7 protein-coding genes are annotated in these 2,384 nt (G+C 47.9%); all 7 read left to right on the forward strand.

The features are described 5' to 3' along the window. Positions 1–478, forward strand: a 478-nt coding sequence (locus RRY12_12990; protein MEG2185589.1) for a phage major capsid protein, incomplete at its 5' end; no start/stop codon positions are given. 2 nt (positions 479–480) lie between these two features. Further along, a complete protein-coding gene (locus tag RRY12_12995; protein MEG2185590.1) occupies positions 481–732 on the forward strand; it encodes a X2-like carbohydrate binding domain-containing protein in 252 nt (83 codons plus the stop codon). A 3-nt stretch (positions 733–735) separates the two neighbouring features. Further along, on the forward strand, positions 736–1,047 hold the full coding sequence (locus tag RRY12_13000; protein MEG2185591.1) for a head-tail connector protein: 312 nt from the start codon (positions 736–738) through the stop codon (positions 1,045–1,047). Further along, positions 1,044–1,367, forward strand: coding sequence for a head-tail adaptor protein (locus RRY12_13005; GenBank protein ID MEG2185592.1), 324 nt, complete (start codon positions 1,044–1,046; stop codon positions 1,365–1,367). Before RRY12_13000 ends, RRY12_13005 begins: the two co-directional genes overlap by 4 nt. Next, positions 1,367–1,807, forward strand: coding sequence for an HK97 gp10 family phage protein (locus RRY12_13010; protein ID MEG2185593.1), 441 nt, complete (start codon positions 1,367–1,369; stop codon positions 1,805–1,807). Before RRY12_13005 ends, RRY12_13010 begins: the two co-directional genes overlap by 1 nt. Then, a complete protein-coding gene (locus tag RRY12_13015) occupies positions 1,804–2,172 on the forward strand; it encodes a hypothetical protein (GenBank protein ID MEG2185594.1) in 369 nt (122 codons plus the stop codon). Before RRY12_13010 ends, RRY12_13015 begins: the two co-directional genes overlap by 4 nt. Before the next feature lie 15 nt (positions 2,173–2,187). Continuing rightward, a partial coding sequence (locus RRY12_13020) for a hypothetical protein (protein ID MEG2185595.1) occupies positions 2,188–2,384 on the forward strand: 197 nt, incomplete at its 3' end.

Raw genomic sequence — 2,384 nt, forward strand, 5'->3', positions numbered from 1 at the left:
CAAAGCCCAGCCCAAAGGTATCACAAAGGAGCTTGAGGGCGAGAGCAGCACGCCGCAGGTCCTAACCTGGACGGCGACAAGCGATGAGCCGGATTATGATAAGCTGGCCCAGCTCTTCGCGCTTGTTGGCAGCGGATATATGAACGGTGCTGCGGTCTATGCAACGAACGCGTTCATTTGGAGCAAGCTTGCGCTTATCAAAGACACAACGGGCCGTCCGATATTTATACCTGACGCCTCCGCCGGAGCAATCGGACGCATCTTCGGTGCACCTGTCTATGTTGAAGACGGAGTCCCGGCCAATGCTATGATTCTTGGCAACGTTCGTGCGGGCTACCGCATGAATGTGTCAAAAGAGCTCGTGATAATGGAAGAGGACAAGCCGACCTCACAGCGCACCAACTATGTAGGTTACATGATGGTTGACGGTGCCCCGATAACAACGAAGGCGTTCGCATACTTAAAAAAATCAGCGTAAACGTGAGTCCTGAATCTGCCGCGTTCAGCAAGGCCGCTCCTGCTGACGCGGTATTCACGTTTACAGGCGGCGGCTTGACGCTGACATCGCTGAAGATAGGCGGCACGGCGGTCAATGCGGCGAACTATACCTTTACAGATAACGTCCTGACGCTGACCAGCGAGTATCTTGCAACGCTGGCCAACGGCGATAAGACGTTCAATCTGGTGCTGAACGGCGGCAGCTTCGCGCTTGTTGTAACGGTCGGCGATTAAACTATGCCGCTGACTCTCGCACAGGTTAAAGCCTATCTGCGGGTCGGAGATGATAACGACGACGTCGAGATTCAAGCGAGTCTCGACGCCGCCGTTATTTATCTTAAAGGCAAGACGGCCAAAACGAAGCGCGTGGTCGGTGAAACGGAAACTGCCATAGAAGATGACGCCTTGTTTCAGACGGCCCTAAAGCAGATGATAGCGCATTGGTATGAAAACCGTGACGTTATAAAAATTGGTACCGGCGTAGCGGATACGCCACATACAGCAGATATGATCATCGGGCATATCCAGATTTGCGGTGATTACATATGAACCCGGGGAAGCTGAATCGGCATATTCTTTTGAAGGGTTTGCAGACGATCAAGGATGAGGGCGGCGGCTCACAGGAGATACATCTAATCAAAAAGAACTGCTGGGCTTCTTTTCGCACGATTCGAGCCTATGGCGAGATGCTGGCTAACAGAGATCTGAATGTTTGTCTTGTAGAAGTAACGATACGCGCTGACTCACGCAAGGACTTTACGCCTCATCGTGGGGATATAGTCGAATGCGGCGAACGTGTTTTTGATGTGGAGAGCGTATCACTGCCTGAAAAAGGATATGTCGTTATGATTTGCAGGGAGGAATCATAATGTCAGACAGGATAGAAGTTGAATGGGCGGACCGCTGTAATATAAAGTTAAGCCGTTCTTTAATATCCATGTCTAAAGAGATTCAGGAAAAATCTGCAAACGCTCTGCGTCAAACGGCAGAAGAGATAAGGGCGGAAGCGCGCTCAAAAGCACGTGTCAAAACCGGTAATTTGAGAGATTCAATAGTAAAGACAGTTCGCCGCCGTAATAATTCTATTGTTGCAAGGGTGTTTGCTGGTTATCCAAAGTCTGGAAAAGCACATAAAACCAGCACTAAAAAGCAGGCAGCCGGCTCTCGTGATTATTATGCCTTTGCTGTTGAATATGGAACAAAGCGCAGTCGTTCATATCCGTTTTTAAAGCCTGCGGCCAACAAACTGGAAGACCGAGCGCTTGAGCGCATTGACGCAATCGTCAACCGGGAGCTGAATAAAATATGAGCAGCTTTGATATTGTTGTAGAAATAAAAAATACGCTTGCAAGTGTTCACGGAATCACCGACGTGTATGATTCCCTCATTACCCCCGACAGTGCCGCCAAGGTAAAGAGCCCATATGCCTGTATTGGAGAGTTTAGAAAAATGCAGGGACGTGTCATGGATACTTTAGAACAAAAATGTTTTGTCGATGTTTTTATTTGGACAAAGTATAAAGGTAAAAAGCAGTGCATGGAGATCGCGGACGCTTTTGAAAAATCTCTGTCTGGTGTAAGTAGGGATTATTTTCTGGAAGAAGCCTACTTTGATTATGACGAAGAATCAGGCTGGTCTTTGGCACAAATTACCATAAAAACATATATGGATTAGAAAGGATGATAAAGCATGAGTAAGATAGCGTCAAAGAATTCACTTGTTATGATTGAGGTCACCAGCACACCTACAACATTGCTCGCTTGTAAGGATTGGGCTCTTAATACCTCCCGCGGAACGATAGACGTTTCAAGCATAGATTCCGAGTGGAAGGAATATCTTACAGGTCAGATCTCGGCCGATGGCAGCGTTACAGTCTTTTATGACCC

This window comes from Cloacibacillus sp., from assembly GCA_036655895.1.
GTDB lineage: Bacteria > Synergistota > Synergistia > Synergistales > Synergistaceae > JAVVPF01.

What these genes read in the sequence shown, in the direction of transcription:
- RRY12_13000 (MEG2185591.1), top strand. Translation starts at nt 736, where the DNA reads ATGCCGCTGACTCTCGCACAGGTTAAAGCCTATCTGCGGGTCGGAGAT.
- RRY12_13005 (MEG2185592.1), top strand. Translation starts at nt 1,044, where the DNA reads ATGAACCCGGGGAAGCTGAATCGGCATATTCTTTTGAAGGGTTTGCAG.
- RRY12_13010 (MEG2185593.1), top strand. Translation starts at nt 1,367, where the DNA reads ATGTCAGACAGGATAGAAGTTGAATGGGCGGACCGCTGTAATATAAAG.
- RRY12_13015 (MEG2185594.1), top strand. Translation starts at nt 1,804, where the DNA reads ATGAGCAGCTTTGATATTGTTGTAGAAATAAAAAATACGCTTGCAAGT.